Genomic DNA, 386 nt, shown 5'->3' with positions numbered 1-386 from the left:
GGTGAAGTCGTAACAAGGTAACCGTAGGGGAACCTGCGGTTGGATCACCTCCTTACCTTAAAGAAGCGTACTTTGCAGTGCTCACACAGATTGTCTGATAGAAAGTGAAAAGCAAGGCGTCTTGCGAAGCAGACTGATACGTCCCCTTCGTCTAGAGGCCCAGGACACCGCCCTTTCACGGCGGTAACAGGGGTTCGAATCCCCTAGGGGACGCCACTTGCTGGTTTGTGAGTGAAAGTCACCTGCCTTAATATCTCAAAACTCATCTTCGGGTGATGTTTGAGATATTTGCTCTTTAAAAATCTGGATCAAGCTGAAAATTGAAACACTGAACAACGAAAGTTGTTCGTGAGTCTCTCAAATTTTCGCAACACGATGATGAATCG

Annotated in this window: 1 tRNA gene and 1 rRNA gene; both read left to right on the top strand. The window is 46.9% G+C overall.

Features of this window, described 5'->3' with window-relative positions:
* Window positions 1–55, top strand: a 16S ribosomal RNA gene (locus BGK49_RS18570); the annotation flags it as partial.
* Window positions 56–140: 85 nt separating this feature from the next.
* A tRNA-Glu gene (locus BGK49_RS18565) sits at window positions 141–216 on the top strand.
* Window positions 217–386: the final 170 nt, after the last annotated feature.

Source organism: Shigella sp. FC1544 (assembly GCF_001722145.1).
Classification (GTDB): domain Bacteria; phylum Pseudomonadota; class Gammaproteobacteria; order Enterobacterales; family Enterobacteriaceae; genus Escherichia; species Escherichia coli.
This window is presented reverse-complemented; position numbering and strand designations above follow the sequence as displayed.